General features: G+C 39.3%; 11 protein-coding genes, 1 other RNA gene and 2 pseudogenes. 10 read left to right on the top strand and 4 right to left on the bottom strand.

Annotation, left to right across the window (positions count from 1 at the left end; all coding sequences use genetic code 11):
- The first annotated feature begins 46 nt into the window (after positions 1-46).
- The 3 genes from FRX52_RS04390 to FRX52_RS04400 all read left to right on the top strand — a co-directional run bounded on the left by FRX52_RS04390 (position 47) and on the right by FRX52_RS04400 (position 3,514).
- The gene (locus tag FRX52_RS04390) at positions 47-1,507 is read left to right on the top strand and encodes a nicotinate phosphoribosyltransferase (RefSeq protein WP_146496111.1); all 1,461 of its coding nucleotides are present in this window, start codon (positions 47-49) and stop codon (positions 1,505-1,507) included.
- Positions 1,507-2,331: an ammonia-dependent NAD(+) synthetase gene (gene nadE / locus FRX52_RS04395; RefSeq protein ID WP_146495906.1), complete on the top strand. Its 825-nt coding sequence runs from the start codon at positions 1,507-1,509 to the stop codon at positions 2,329-2,331. Before FRX52_RS04390 ends, nadE begins: the two co-directional genes overlap by 1 nt.
- Before the next feature lie 127 nt (positions 2,332-2,458).
- Positions 2,459-3,514 (top strand): zinc-dependent alcohol dehydrogenase family protein, encoded by a 1,056-nt coding sequence (locus FRX52_RS04400; RefSeq protein ID WP_146495908.1) that lies wholly within the window; start codon positions 2,459-2,461, stop codon positions 3,512-3,514.
- Between the two features lie 44 nt (positions 3,515-3,558).
- On the opposite strand, the gene pbp1a is transcribed toward FRX52_RS04400, so the two are convergent.
- Positions 3,559-5,850: a penicillin-binding protein PBP1A gene (gene pbp1a / locus FRX52_RS04405; protein WP_146538636.1), complete on the bottom strand. Its 2,292-nt coding sequence runs from the start codon at positions 5,848-5,850 to the stop codon at positions 3,559-3,561.
- A 3-nt stretch (positions 5,851-5,853) separates the two neighbouring features.
- Entirely contained in the window at positions 5,854-6,441 is a 588-nt protein-coding gene (gene recU / locus FRX52_RS04410) for a Holliday junction resolvase RecU (protein WP_146461765.1), read from the bottom strand.
- A 74-nt stretch (positions 6,442-6,515) separates the two neighbouring features.
- Between recU and FRX52_RS04415 the strand changes: the two genes are divergently transcribed.
- The 6 genes and pseudogenes from FRX52_RS04415 (at position 6,516) to FRX52_RS04435 (ending at position 10,635) form a co-directional block, all read left to right on the top strand.
- A complete protein-coding gene (locus FRX52_RS04415) occupies positions 6,516-7,040 on the top strand; it encodes a DUF1273 domain-containing protein (RefSeq protein ID WP_146495912.1) in 525 nt (174 codons plus the stop codon).
- A 152-nt stretch (positions 7,041-7,192) separates the two neighbouring features.
- Positions 7,193-7,405: pseudogene (locus tag FRX52_RS05540) on the top strand (DivIVA domain-containing protein); the annotation flags it as partial.
- A pseudogene (locus tag FRX52_RS05545) lies at positions 7,388-7,468 on the top strand (cell division regulator GpsB); the annotation flags it as partial. The pseudogenes FRX52_RS05540 and FRX52_RS05545, both read left to right, overlap by 18 nt.
- A gap of 11 nt (positions 7,469-7,479) precedes the next feature.
- An RNA gene (rnpB, locus tag FRX52_RS04425) (RNase P RNA component class B) lies at positions 7,480-7,860 on the top strand.
- Positions 7,861-7,919: 59 nt separating this feature from the next.
- Positions 7,920-9,080: a class I SAM-dependent RNA methyltransferase gene (locus FRX52_RS04430; protein ID WP_146538638.1), complete on the top strand. Its 1,161-nt coding sequence runs from the start codon at positions 7,920-7,922 to the stop codon at positions 9,078-9,080.
- A 13-nt stretch (positions 9,081-9,093) separates the two neighbouring features.
- Positions 9,094-10,635 carry a cell division site-positioning protein MapZ family protein gene (locus FRX52_RS04435; RefSeq protein WP_146538639.1) on the top strand — a complete coding sequence of 514 codons (1,542 nt, stop codon included), beginning with the start codon at positions 9,094-9,096 and terminating at the stop codon, positions 10,633-10,635.
- 29 nt (positions 10,636-10,664) lie between these two features.
- Here FRX52_RS04435 and FRX52_RS04440 read toward each other — a convergent pair whose 3' ends face one another.
- Both FRX52_RS04440 and FRX52_RS04445 read right to left on the bottom strand, forming a co-directional pair.
- The gene (locus tag FRX52_RS04440; RefSeq protein ID WP_261379148.1) at positions 10,665-12,470 is read right to left on the bottom strand and encodes a subtype A tannase; all 1,806 of its coding nucleotides are present in this window, start codon (positions 12,468-12,470) and stop codon (positions 10,665-10,667) included.
- Between the two features lie 50 nt (positions 12,471-12,520).
- Positions 12,521-13,003, bottom strand: coding sequence for an S-ribosylhomocysteine lyase (locus FRX52_RS04445; protein WP_146538640.1), 483 nt, complete (start codon positions 13,001-13,003; stop codon positions 12,521-12,523).
- Between the two features lie 134 nt (positions 13,004-13,137).
- Here FRX52_RS04445 and FRX52_RS04450 point away from each other — a divergent pair, with 134 nt between their 5' ends.
- On the top strand, positions 13,138-14,745 hold the full coding sequence (locus tag FRX52_RS04450; protein ID WP_146538641.1) for a ribonuclease Y: 1,608 nt from the start codon (positions 13,138-13,140) through the stop codon (positions 14,743-14,745).
- Positions 14,746-14,810: the final 65 nt, after the last annotated feature.

A 14,810-nucleotide genomic window follows, 5' to 3' on the forward strand; every position in this document is an offset into this window, starting at 1 on the left:
AATTATGCTATAATGATAAGGATAAGGAGAAGATTGACAACTTATGATATATACAGATGATAGTTTGACCCTACATACGGATCTGTATCAGATTAACATGATGCAGGTTTATTTTAATCAAGGGATTCACAATAAAAAAGCCGTTTTTGAGCTTTATTTTAGAAAATTACCTTTTGCCAATGGCTATGCTGTTTTTGCAGGTCTGGAGCGAATTGTCCGATATTTAGAAAATCTCAAGTTTTCAGAAACAGACCTTGCCTACTTGCGTGAGCTAGGCTACCAAGAAGATTTCTTGACCTATCTTAAAAATTTCAAGTTGGAGTTATCCATAAAGTCAGCCCAAGAGGGAGATTTGGTTTTTGCCAATGAACCCTTAGTTCAAGTTGAAGGTCCACTTGCTCAAGGACAATTACTAGAAACAGCTCTTTTGAATATTGTAAACTTCCAAACGTTGATTGCCACTAAGGCTGCACGAATTAAGTCAGTGATTGAAGATGAGCCACTTTTGGAATTTGGTACTCGTAGGGCTCAAGAAATGGACGCAGCCCTTTGGGGAACTAGGGCTGCTATGATTGGTGGTGCTGACGCTACCAGTAATGTTCGAGCGGGTAAAATTTTTGGGATTCCAGTTTCTGGAACCCACGCGCACGCCCTTGTTCAAGCCTATGGCAATGATTACGACGCTTTTAAGGCCTATGCCAGCACTCATAAAGACTGTATCTTTTTGGTTGATACCTATGACACGCTTCGCCTAGGTGTGCCTGCTGCGATTAAGGTTGCCAAGGAATTTGGCGATAAGATCAACTTCAAAGGTGTGCGAATTGACTCAGGTGATATGGCTTATTTGTCTAAGAAAGTCAGAAAGCAACTAGATGATGCCGGCTATCCTGATGCTAAGATTTATGCGTCTAATGATTTAGATGAAAATACCATTCTCAACCTTAAAATGCAAAAAGCTAAGATTGATGTTTGGGGTGTGGGAACAAAGCTCATTACAGCCTATGATCAACCCGCCTTGGGAGCCGTTTATAAGATTGTGTCCATCGAAGATGACAAGGGGCAAATGCAAGACACCATTAAGTTGTCTAATAACGCTGAAAAAGTTTCTACCCCTGGTAAAAAACAAGTTTGGCGAATTACCAGTCGTGCAAAAGGCAAGTCAGAGGGTGACTATTTAACTTTTTCTGATGTTGATGTTAACCAATTAGACGAAATCCACATGTTCCACCCAACCTATACCTATATTGACAAGTGGGTCAAGGACTTTGATGCTGTGCCACTCTTAGTTGATATTTATGACCAAGGAAAATTGGTCTATGACTTGCCAAGTTTGACCGAAATTAAGGCCTATGCCAAGAAAGAACTCGATGCCTTATGGGACGAATACAAACGTGTACTTAATCCACAGGAGTATCCAGTGGACTTGGCAGGCGATGTGTGGAAGAATAAGATGGATCTGATTGACCGAGTGCGTAAGGAAGCATTGAGTAGAGGAGTGGAGGTCTGATGTCACTACAAAGAGAAATCGTTAAAGCCTTAGGCGTAAAAGCGCAAATTGACCCCAAAGAAGAAATTAGAAAATCTATTGATTTTCTCAAAAGTTATCTATATAAACACCCCTTCTTGAAAACCTTTGTTTTGGGCATTTCTGGTGGTCAAGATTCAACCTTGGCTGGCCGACTCGCCCAGCTAACCATGGCAGAAATGCGAGCTGAAACCAAAGATGACAGTTATCAATTTATTGCAGTTCGTCTGCCTTATGGGGTACAGGCTGACGAAGCAGATGCCCAAAAAGCTTTGGATTTTATTCAACCAGACCAACTGCTGACAGTCAACATTAAAGAGGCAGTTGATGGCCAAGTGGCAGAACTAGCTAGGGCAGGTGTGAGCATTTCTGATTTTAATAAGGGAAATATCAAGGCTCGTCAGCGTATGATTACCCAGTATGCCATTGCAGGCCAATATCAAGGAGCTGTTATTGGGACTGATCATGCTGCAGAAAATATTACTGGTTTCTTTACCAAATTTGGTGATGGTGGTGCAGACATCTTGCCCCTATTTCGCCTAAACAAACGTCAAGGAAAAGCTCTCTTGAAAGAGTTAGGAGCAGAAGCAAGTCTTTACAACAAGATTCCTATTGCTGATTTGGAAGAAGATAAACCAGGCTTGGCAGATGAAGTGGCTTTAGGAGTGACCTATAACAATATCGATGATTACTTGGAAGGGAAAAAAATTACATCCCAAGCCCAAGAGATCATTGAAAATTGGTGGCAAAAAACAGCCCATAAACGTCACCTGCCGATTACGATTTTTGATGATTTTTGGAAATAAAGTAAATTCTACTAACTGGTTTAGTAGAATTTTTTTTGAAGAAAATACAAAAAACTATTGCAAACGCTTTCCAAAAATGCTATAATAAGATTGTTAAAAAGATAACAAACTATAGAGGAGGCTTACTATGAAAGCAGCAACTTATGTCAATAAAGGTCAATTAGAATTAGTTGAACAACCTAAACCAACGATTGTTAATCCAACTGATGCTATTGTACGAATTGTGAAAACCACGATTTGTGGAACGGATCTTCATATTTTAGGTGGAGATGTACCAGCTTGTAAACCAGGAACAATCTTGGGTCATGAGGGAATTGGAATCGTAGAAGAAGTCGGAGAGGCAGTTAGCAATTTCAAGGTTGGTGATAAAGTTATTGTTTCTTGTATCACTTCTTGTAACACTTGCTACTATTGTAAGCGTCAATTGCCGTCTCACTGTGAAAGTGGTGGATGGATTTTAGGACATCTCATCAATGGTACACAGTCTGAGTATGTTCATATTCCTCATGCAGATGGTAGTCTTTATCACGCACCTAAGACAGTAGAAGATGATGCTCTTGTGATGTTGTCTGATATTTTCCCAACTTCCTATGAAATTGGTGTTCAACCATCTCATGTTAAACCAGGAGATAGCGTGTGTATCGTCGGTGCAGGTCCAGTTGGTTTAGCAGCCTTGTTGACAGTTCAATTCTATTCTCCAGCTAAGATTATTATGGTTGATTTGTCTGAATCTCGTCTTGAAGCCGCTAAGAAATTTGGTGCAACACATACGATTTGTTCATCTGATGTGGAAGAAATCAAGGCTAAGATTGATGAGTTGACAGATGGTCGTGGTGTTGATGTTAGTATGGAGTGTGTTGGTTATCCAGAAACCTTTGATGTTTGTCAAAATGTTGTGGCTATCGGTGGTCACATTGCCAACTTGGGTGTTCATGGTAAGCCAGTTGACTTTGCTTTACAAGATTTATGGATTAAGAATGTGACTTTATCAACTGGTTTGGTTAATGCTAATACCACTGAAATGTTGCTTAACGTTGTGAAGTCAGGAAAAATTGATGCAGGCCAGTTAGTAACGCACCACTTCAAACTATCTGAAATTGAAAAAGCCTATGAAGTCTTTAAGAATGCTGGTAAAAACGAAGCACTTAAAGTTATCATTGAAAATGATATTACACCAGCTTAGTTACAGTTGACCAAAGAAAAAATCCCTCATCTGAGGGATTTTCTTTATTCTTCAATTTCCTCTTCATAGAATGGAACAGTTTCTGTTGCTGAACTAGAAGTGTTCTCTCTAGTTGTTGCATTACTTGAAGCAATTGATGTCGATGCAACGGCTTCAAGTTCATCTTCGGTTTCGGTATCTGTTTCTGAGGCTCTACTAGAAGAAGTTGAGCTACTTTCTTTTGAAGAGCTACTTGTTTCATTCTGACTACTACTGCTGATTTCGTTAGTAGTGACAGTTGTAGAATTTGTTGTGTGATTGCTACGATTATTAGTTGCCCGTGAGTTAGAATAATAATCTCTATTATTAGTACTATAACCATCTAAATAAAGCATACCATTGCTACGATATAGTCCTTCAGGCATTTCCCAATCATCACTATAACCACCAGTGAGATAATACATGACTGTTCGATAGATTTGAGCAGAGATTTTTAGCCCATTACCATAAAGTGGGGTTAGACGGTTTTTATAACCCGTCCAAACAGCCATTGAGTATTGTGAGGTGTAGCCGACAAAGTTAGAATCTGGTGCAATTGTTCCAACATTTTGTGTGTAAAGTCCAGTTTCTGCAGCAATAATATCTAACTCGTCATCACTGTAGTTTGATGTTCCTGTTTTACCAGCTTGTGGCATTGAACCAATTGCAGCTTCTGTACCTGTTCCGTAAGTTAGAACGGTTTTCAGCATATCTGTCATCATGTAGGCTGTGGTTTCTTTCATCGCACGAGAGCCTTCAGGTTTGTAAGATTGACTTGAACCGTCATTAAATTCAATCTTATTGACGTATTGTGGCTTATAATAAGTACCACCATTTGCAAAAGCAGCATAGGCAGCAGCCATTTTCTCGCTACTAGCACCGTACTTAGAATCATTGACGGTTGTGTTACTAGAGATGGCGTTAGAATATAGCATTTCAGGATAATCAATTCCTAATTTGTTAAGGAATTTGAGAGAGGTTTCTAATCCAGCCGCTTCCAAAGCTCGAATTGCTGGAATGTTACGCGATTGCATCAAAGCTGTTTGAATGGTCATCCAGCCATAGTATTGACGATCCCAGTTATAGACTTGGGTATAAGTACCAGGCCAATAGTAGATAGAATCGTTAGTTGATTGAGCGGTAGAGGTATAGACTCCACTATCAAGAGCAGGCCCATAGTCTGTGATTGGTTTCATGGTTGACGCCCAGTCACGATCGGTTAAAACAGCTTGATTGGTACCAAATGAGATATCATCGTTTTGATTTCTAGCGCCTAGTTGGGCAATGACTTGACCAGTGTTAACATCCATGATGGTTGAAGCTACTTGCATTTCATCATCTGGATAAGCGATGTAGTCATAGGTGTTATAAACATCCCATAGGTAGCTTTGTAAGTTTGAATTAACATTCGTATAAACTTTTAAACCAGACGTAAAGATGTCTTTACCTGTTTTTTCTTCAACTTCTTGAATGACTTGTTTGAGATAGTTATCTAGATATTTTTCATAGCTAACTTTCTTTTGTAATGGTTTAAGGCCATCAGTAACAGGAGTAGCTAAGGCTTCCTCATAGACCTCTTTACTAATCTTACCGTAATTAAGCATTTGAGATAACACAGTATCGCGTCGAGCTTGAGCGGTTTCGGCATTGGTATAAGGGTCATATTGGCTAGGAGCTTGTGGAATACCAGCAAGTAAAGCTAATTGAGCGATAGACAATTCTGGCAAATCTTTGCCATAATAGTTTTTAGCCGCTGTTCGCATACCATAGTAACCATTTCCCATATAAACCTTGTTAATATAGAAGGTTAGAATTTCTTGCTTGGTATATTTTTTCTCCATTTGTAGTGACAACCAAGCTTCTTGAGCCTTACGTTTAAGGTTTTGGTCACGTTCAGTGGTTGAGAAATATGCTAGCTTAATCAATTGCTGATCAAGGGTTGACCCACCTTGAGTGGTGTTGCTGGTTAGATTATGCCAAGCAGAACCTAGGATACGGAAAATATCAATTCCTCGATGTTCAAAGAAACGGCGATCTTCAATAGCTGTCACAGCATTAACCAAATCAATTGGAATGCTATCAGCCGTTACGCTCTCACGTTGTTCAGCTCCTAAATCAGCAATTTGATTCCCCTCGCTGTCAAATACCAAGCTGGAATTAACAGCCCTCAATTTGTCTTCAGAGAGAGACGGAGCGGTAAGGACAAAAAAGCCAAAAACTAAGGCACCTATAACAACTAGGAAAATGATAAAACTGAGTAGTGCTCCTACTGCATATTTAATAAGGTTTAAAATAGATTTCGATTTGATAGTAATCACCGCCTAAAAGAATTTTTCAATAATATCAAGATAAGGGACTTGAGGAAGAATAGAGTCAGCTATGCGATAACCTTGTTTTTTGATATAATCAAGTGGCATAGATTTGCTTCCTTGGTCACGTTTGTAGTGGTCAATTAAAGCTTGAGCTGGTAAGAAATAGGTTTCTTTCAACGAAGAAAAATGCAAGAGAACAAAGCAAATGCCATCTTGTCGAAGCACTTGTTTCATGTGTTCAATCTGATGCTCGTGAAAATTTTTCATGGGCATGGCAGTTTTTTGCCGGGTTTCCTTGGCTTCAAAATCAATGTAACGTCCCTTATAGACACCAGAATAGTCAGTGGTTGAGGCTTGTCTAAAATAAGCTTCAACAATTTTCGCCCGACTGCGTTTAGGGTAATCGACTTTGACGATCTGAACGGGTGTCGGTTTTTTATGAATGACTGCTAGTTCTCGTGTCAAATAGTAGGCGTTAGTCGCATTGATACTAGCTTCAAAAGACATGCCACGATTGGCAAAGTCAGTTTGAGAACGGTTCTGTTTCAAGTGTTTTGAAACAGCTTGTCGCTTTAATCGATGAGGGTAGTTAACCATATCGCTCCTAATCGCTTAATTAAAATAACACATTTCAACCTATTATAGCATATTTTTAGAAAGGATAGCAAAAAATGTCCACAATTCTTGTCTCAGGTTACCGAAATTTTGATTTGGGTATTTTTCAAGAAACAGACCCACGGCTACAAGTGATTAAAAAAGCTATCGAAAAAGATTTGGAGTATCTGTGTGAACAAGGCTTAGAGTGGTTGATTTTCACAGGTAATTTGGGTTTTGAATATTGGGTTTTGGAGGTTGCTAAAAACATGCAGAAGGACTACAGGTTTCAGATGGGGGTCATTTTTCCATTTGAAGACCATGGTCAAAGTTGGAACGACAATAATCAAATGGTTTTAACTGCTTTTAAGCAACTGGATTTTGTCAAATATAGTTACCCTAGTTATCAAAGCCCACAGCAGTTAAAAGCTTATCAAGATTTTTTGCTTAACCATACAGATGGAGCTTATCTCTTTTATGACGAGGAGCATGAAACCAATTTGAAATATTTATTTAATCGAATAAAAACGTTGTTAAATTACGACATCAAACGCTTAGATTTTGGTCGTCTTAATGATTTGGCACAGGAAATAGAGTCTTAACTCAATTAAGTAAAATTCTTGATTTTTCTTCTATCTTCTTGTATAATCAAAAATGAGTGAATGCTCTTTTAGATTGATTAGTATGGAGAAATAGAATGGCAAGTATTATTTTGAGTCCAAAAGACATTTTTGAACAAGAATTTAAGACCGTGATGCGTGGCTTTGATAAAAAAGAAGTGGATGAGTTTTTGGATGATGTGATTAAAGACTATGAAACCTTTAGTGCTCAGATAGCTGCCCTTCGTGAAGAAAATCAAGCTTTGAAGAAACAATTGGCGAATAGTTCTACTGAAGTTAAGACACAACCTGCAGTAACAGCAGCACCAACTAGTCAGTTTAGTAGTCATCAGACGGCGACAAATCTTGATATTCTCAAGCGTATTAGCCGTTTAGAAAAAGAAGTTTTCGGCAAACAGATTGTAGAATAAAATAATGTGCAATTTTTGGATAATCGCATGGTAAATGAGTTGCCATGAGGAAAGTCCATGCTAGCACTGGCTGTGATGCCGGTAGTGTTTGTGCTAGGCGAACCAATAAGCCTAGGGACTTGTCCTTGAGATGAGTTACGGCGGATAAAATGGCTAAGTCTTTGATATGCCAGAGTCATCCTGAAAGTGCCACAGTGACGTAGTTTTCATGGAAACGTGAAAAATGGAACGCGGTAAACCCCTCAAGCTAGCAACCCAAACTTTGGTCGGGGCATGAAATAGCTGGAATCCGAACAGACTATTTTGACTGCAAGTTTATCCTTGTAGTAGACAGATGATTATCAAGGGAGGCAAGGCCTAGTTGCTTCCTGAACAAAACATGGCTTATAGAAAATTGCATAATAGGTGAGCTAGCACTTGCTAGCTTTTATTGTAGATTATGAAAGAAGATATGAAAACATCATTTAAATTAGTGGCCACAGCTGCGGCAGGTTTAGAAGCTGTTGTTGGCCGTGAAATTCGAGCGTTAGGCATTGATTGTCAGGTAGAAAATGGGAAAGTCTTGTTCCAAGGTGATTTGGAAACGATTATCAAAACAAATTTATGGTTAAGAGCAGCTGATCGCGTCAAGATTATCGTTGGTCAATTTCCAGCGCGTACCTTTGAGGAACTGTTTCAAGGGGTTTTGGCATTAGATTGGGAAAATTATCTGCCTTTGGGAGCGAAGTTTCCGATTAGTAAGGCCAAGTGTGTGCGTTCTAAATTGCACAATGAACCAAGTGTTCAAGCCATTACCAAAAAAGCAGTGGTTAAAAAATTACAAAAACACTACCATCGTCCTGAAGGAGTACCTTTACAGGAGATTGGTGCAGAGTTTAAGATTGAAGTGTCGATTCTGAAAGACCAGGCAACCTTAATGATTGATACCAGTGGTGATAGTTTGTTCAAACGGGGCTATCGAACGGAAAAAGGTGGTGCGCCTATCAAGGAAAATATGGCGGCGGCAATCTTACAACTATCTAATTGGTTTCCAGATAAGCCTTTGATTGATCCGACTTGTGGTTCTGGTACTTTCTGTATTGAGGCAGCGATGATGGCCATGAATATTGCACCAGGCTTTAATCGCCAGTTTGCTTTTGAAAAATGGGACTGGGTAGATAAGAAACTGGTACAAGAGGTTCGTGATCAGGCTGAGAATGAAGCTAAATATGATCTTGTTTTAGATATTTCTGGTTTTGATATTGATGTCAGAATGATTGAAATCGCAAAAAGAAATGCAGAAGAAGTGGGTTTGGCAGATGCCATTACCTTTAAGCAAATGCGATTGCAGGATTTACGAACAGAGAAAATCAATGGGGTTATTATCTCTAATCCCCCTTATGGTGAACGTTTGCTCAAGAGTGAGGAAGTTGATGACCTCTATGCTGATATGGGACGTGTGTTTGCTCCGCTGAAAACATGGAGTAAGTTTATTTTGACCAGTGATGAGGCTTTTGAACAAAAATATGGCACGCCAGCTGATAAGAAGCGAAAACTCTATAACGGTACTTTAAAAGTTGATTTGTATCAATACTTTGGTCAACGTGTTAAACGATCAGAAATGAAGCAGTAAGAAAGGAAGTATGATGACAAAAAATAAGAAAAATATGTTTAAAAATAAGGACGGTTTGGATTTAAATCGTGTAAAAGATTTAACGGTAGAAGAGACGATTCGTAAGGAATCTGAAATCAAGGCAGGTATTACAGATACTGATGGTATTTTAGACAAATATATTAAACAAAACCGTGAAAAAGTTGAATCAAAGAAATTTGATAAGATTGATTTAGAGTCATTGGATACAGGTGTTTTAGATAATTTTATCAAGCAACAACGTGAAGAATTGGCTCAAGCTGGCTTGATTGAAGATACCGTTGTCGCTGATACAGTAGATACGGTTGAAGAAGTGACTTTGACTGATTCTGTTACCCCAACACCAGTTCCAACGAAAAGCTCAATTTTTGATGAAGTGGAATTGACCGAGACATCTGCTCCTATGACTAAGGATGTTGATGATTTTGTTTTAGGTGACGCAGATGATGTGCAACCAGTTTACAAAAACAAAAAATGGATTATTGGTGGTCTAGCAGCTTTGGTACTTGGTATTTTTGGGGCAGGTTATGGTCTTAATCAATTAAGTAAACAAGCTACTTCGGTTACCTCGACAAGTAGTAGTTCAACTAGTTCTTCGTCGTCATCTACCCAAAGCAGTACAGATACGGCGACTGCCAAAGCAGATTATAATAGCTTTACGGAGCTTTATGGTACATTTTTCGCAGATAGTGAAAAGACCAAGTTGAAAAATAGCGAATTTGCTAATTTACCCAACTTAGAAACAGCTCTTAATAAACTCAAAGGAACTAGCTATTATGACAAGGCTAAGGCAGACTATGATAAATTGAGCAAATCAATCGCAGCAGTTCAAGCGATTAACAGTAAATTTGAAACAGACGCGATTGTAGATGGTGAAAAAGTGGCAACTAGCTTGAAAGCAGATGCTAATCTTGATGATTTATCAAGTGATGTCTTAAATACAGGTAACGCTTCGCTTGATACACTGTTGCAATCAGTCGTTTCAGAAGCAAGAACCAATGCAGGAATTGTGTCAGCCTCTGTTAACACAGATACAGAAACGGCTACAAGTGGTGATGCGGCAATGACTGATCAGGCGACAACTGAACAAACTACTGTTGCTGCAGACCAAGTTGCGACAACGCAAACTCCTGCAACAGAAAATACAGCAACAACTTCAGAGCAAACCACAACAGCTCAAGCTGGTGTGACAACAGACGCAGCAACCAGTGCAGCGACAACGAGCGTGATTGGGTCAGATTCGTCTGTACTTCAACGTAACTTGACTCGTGTGCCGTATAATGATACAGCGATTGCGGATACTACCAATCCAGCATGGGCCTTTAATCCAGGTGTTTTGGAAAATATCATCAATATCTCACGAGCTCGCGGTTACTTTACAGATAACAACTACTATGTTGAGCCGGTTAATATTATTAACGGTAATGGCTATTACAACATGTTCAAGTCGGATGGAACGTATCTCTTCTCGATCAATGCGAAAACAGGTTACTTTGTCGGAAATGCCCCAGGTAATGCTGATAATTTAGACTATTAAAAAAGAAGCCGTAAGGCTTCTTTTTTTAATTATTGAGCAAGAGATTCATTGACCCAAGAAATAAAATTGTCGCTAGAATTTCCTGATATTTCAGCTTGAGTGTGAGCTTGGCCCCAAACTGTTGCAAAATCAACAGAATCAATACCATATTGTTTTAAAGCTAGAGCTAAATTAATTTCAGTGGTTAGAGCAGTATCTCCTTGATTAATACCTGAACGAATTCTCCAGAATCTAGCAACATTTGCAGTTCCTTTACCGTCATAAGAATCTAAAAGATAGTATAGTGGTGTATACATATTAAGACGGGTAGTAAGATCAGTTCCTAATTCGTCAGTCTTCTTTAAATCATCAGAATAGCTAGTGGCATAGTCAGTATCTTTGAGTAACTTAGCCATAGTTGCGTCCCAATGCACACTTGTACCATTTGACCCAAATAATTGGTTTTCTCCTTGAGATGCATCTAAAGCATCAAAGGCTCCAACCGATTTACTAGCTGATTTAAGGTATTTGGCAAAATCAGCAATGCTAGAAATGGTAGCAGTATTTGTTTTTTCATCGTAAGTTACCCAATTTGTTTCAGAATTTAGGGCTTCAATATAGTCTTGGGCTGTATTGTAAGTACCTGTTAAACTAAGAGTGCTTGATGATGTTTGGGTACGTTGAATATTATCGATTGTTTCGATAGCACTACTTTCGCTAGTTTGTGTTGTTGTCATTTCGCTTGGTAAATCAGATGGCGCTTCTCCAGATGGTGCCTCCCCAGACGGCGCTTGGCCACTTGGCATACCCATGCCACTATTTTGAGCAGAACTAGAGGCATCGTAAGGGAAAGTAGTTGTAGCTAAGAAAGTATTTAAAGATTGTTCAATGGTTTCTTTAATATAATCATAATAAGTTCCTGCTTGATAAATCCCTGTTTTTGAACTATCTAGTGTTAGGTTTGTGTCGCCATTAGTTAAACCTAATTGATTGATATAATCAGCAAAAGCTGTAGCTAAGTCATCTGATAATTGTTGACTCTCACTATCAAGATCTGTACGTGTACTTCCCATGTTCCATTCATAAGCTTCATTGGCAGAGTCTAAATTCGTGATAGGACACCAAGCCATTGTTCCAGCAACGCTATCTGATACCCCTTCAACAGCTCCGATAGCTTTTAAATAGGGGTCATATAAGGCGCTATCACCAGAGGCTCCGATGATGGCTGATTGTGCACCACCTTCACTCATTCCGTAAACAAAGATATTATCGGTATTGCCAGCTAAGGTATCTGCACTATATCGTAAATAACGAATAGCAGCTTTGGCATCGGTTACACCTAGAGGTGCTCCTGAGTCACGTCCACGCAAACCAGCCGAAACATAAACAAATCCTTGATCAGTATAAGTTTTAGCATCACTGGTGTAATCTGTTAGGGCACTCATGGCAGAATAACCAGGTGTATTGATTGGCATAACGATTGGAGCTGTTTTTATAGTATATTGGTTAATTTTAGTATCTGAATTTAATTTGGCAGTATAAGTACCATCTCCGTTATCGGTAGTTGTCAGATAATCACCAGGAATAAAGATAGAGAGAGTTTGTTCTTGAGAGTTAACAGGTGTTGCCGCATAGGGAATACCTAATTGGTAATAGACATTGTCCTCGGCATTATATAACCATTTGCTTTGATCAATTTTTGCTAGTGTCGTTTTGACTTCACCACTGGATAATTGACTAACAGTTGTTGTTTGCTTGTTGTCTGTTTTTTGGGTACTAGATTGGTTACTACAGGCTGTTAATAATAAACCAGCTGCTAGTAAAATAGTGCCACTGATAATCGTATGTTTTTTCAAAATATAATCCTCCAAAAGATAATAATATAATACAAATAAAACTTAATTTTTTAAATCACTCGACGTTCAAAGGGGTCAGTCGAGATGCCTTGCTCAAGAATCAATTTCGCCCATTCTTTTGCAGAAAATAGGCTGTGATCTTTGTAGTTGCCACAAGATTCAATGGTTGTACCAGGGACATCTTCCCAACTAGTCACTTGAGCGATTTCTTCTAGTGATTCTTTAATGACTTTGGCGATGATGTCTGAACTATGACGTCCCCACATAATTAAGTGAAATCCAGTACGGCATCCAAAAGGTGAACAGTCAATCATGCCATCAATACGTTGACGAATCAGCTTAGCAAGCAGATGTTCAATGGTATGAAGGCCACTGGTTGGCATGGCATCTTGGTTGGGTTGAACTAAACGAATATCAAAGTTGGTGATGACATCTCCAACAGGGCCACTTTCTTCAGAAATCAAGCGAACATAAGGGGCTTTAACAGCCGTATGATCTAATTCAAAACTTTCTACAATAACTTCTTTTGTCATGAGAACTCCTTATTTTATTTTACCTTATCATACCATAAAGTTGGTCAGTCAATCTAGTTTTAGATTGAGAAAAAAGTTAAATTGTGTTAAAATGTAATTTGGCTTATGCCAAAAAATAAATTGAGGTAAAAAACATGTTACAACTAATTTTAGGCCTTGTTTCTTCCCTCATTGGTTTGTTGATTGGTTATGTAGTGATTTCGGCTAAGATGAAAACGGCCAAAGAAACTGCAGAACTGACTCTTTTGAATGCAGAACAAGATGCAGTGAATCTAAGAGGTTTAGCAGAAGCAGAGGCTGACCAGATTAGACAAGCTGCCCAGCGTGATGGTAATGCTCAACGAAAAGAATTACTCATCGAAGCACGAGAAGAGGCTAGACGTTATCGTGAAGCCATTGACCAAGAATTTAAGACTGAGCGACAGGAGTTGAAGCAGATGGATAACCGTCTGACTCAGCGTGCCAGCTCACTTGACCGTAAGGATGAAAACTTGGCCAATAAAGAAAGACTTTTGGAACAAAAGGAACAAAGTCTGTCTGATAGGTCTAGGCATATTGATGAGCGTGAAGAAGAAGTTGCTCAATTGGAGTCGCAAAAATCAGAAGAATTGCAACGTGTGGCTCACATGTCTATCGCTGAAGCACGAGAGATTATTTTGACGGAAACAGAAAATAATCTCACTCAGGATATTGCCAGTCGTATTAAGGCGGCTGAACAGGAAGTGAAGGATCGAGCTGATAAGACAGCTAAGGAACTACTCTCTCAAGCCATGCAACGTTTGGCGGGGGACTATGTGACTGAACAGACGATTACGACGGTTCATCTGCCTGATGATAGCATGAAGGGACGTATTATTGGTCGAGAAGGCCGTAATATTCGTACTTTGGAGAGTTTGACGGGAATTGATATTATCATTGATGACACACCAGAAGTGGTTATGTTATCTGGATTTGATCCGATTCGCCGTGAAATTGCTCGGCTAACTTTGGAGGCCTTAATCAAAGATGGCCGTATTCATCCAGCTCGTATTGAAGAGTTGGTGGAGAAAAATCGTCTAGAACTTGATCAACGTATTCGTGAGTATGGTGAGGCAGCAGCTTATGAAATTGGGGCACTTAATCTTCATCCAGATTTGATTAAGATTATGGGTCGTTTGCATTTCAGAACAAGTTATGGACAAAATGTTCTTCGTCACTCGGTTGAAGTTGGTAAGCTAGCAGGTATTTTAGCAGGTGAGTTAGGTGAAAATGTTGCCCTAGCTCGTCGTGCAGGTTTCTTGCATGATATGGGCAAGGCCATTGACAAGGAAGTCGAAGGTAGCCATGTTGAGATTGGCACGGAATTTGCACGTAAGTACAAGGAACATCCTGTGGTTGTCAATACCATCGCGAGTCATCATGGCGATGTGGAAGCAGAAAGCGTCATTGCGGTTTTAGTGGCGGCAGCAGATGCTCTAAGTTCAGCTCGACCAGGTGCTCGTAATGAATCCATTGAAAATTACATCAAGCGTTTGCGTGATTTGGAAGACATTGCGACTAACTTCAAGGGAGTTAAGCAAAGTTATGCCCTCCAGGCAGGTCGTGAGATTCGCATTATGGTTGAACCAGAACGTGTATCAGATAAACAAGTCACCATCTTAGCCCATCAGGTGCGTAAGAAGATTGAAAATGAACTGAATTACCCAGGTAATATCAAGGTAACAGTCATTCGTGAATTGCGAGCAGTAGATTATGCCAAATAAAAGAAGCTGAGATTTTCTCAGTTTCTTTTTTAATAAAAAACTGCTTGGTGAAAGCTAGACTTTTC

It is taken from the genome of Streptococcus sp. sy018 (assembly GCF_007859185.1).
In the GTDB taxonomy this organism is placed as follows: domain Bacteria; phylum Bacillota; class Bacilli; order Lactobacillales; family Streptococcaceae; genus Streptococcus.